Genomic DNA, 250 nt, shown 5'->3' on the forward strand with positions numbered 1-250 from the left:
CTCGGAATATTCCTGAGCCTGCTCGTAGGATTCTTTTGTCTTATCTGCCGTATGATTTACTGCTTTTGTAATATTTGCGATCGTAGCCTGCAGTTCTTCCACTGCACCGGCCTGATCTATTGCCCCCTCAGCCAGAGACTGCGCTGCCTCCGCAAGGCCGCTGGCACCTACGGACACCTGCTCAGATACATCTCTGATGCTATGTAACGCTTCGTTCATCTTGTTGATCGTGTTATCCATGCCCTGTGCG

General features: G+C 51.2%; 1 pseudogene. It reads right to left on the reverse strand.

The window, feature by feature from the left end:
• Positions 1-240, reverse strand: a pseudogene (locus GJQ66_RS13465) (methyl-accepting chemotaxis protein); the annotation flags it as partial.
• Positions 241-250: the final 10 nt, after the last annotated feature.

The organism is Microbacterium sp. ZXX196 (genome assembly GCF_009709595.1).
GTDB lineage: Bacteria > Actinomycetota > Actinomycetes > Actinomycetales > Microbacteriaceae > Microbacterium > Microbacterium excoecariae.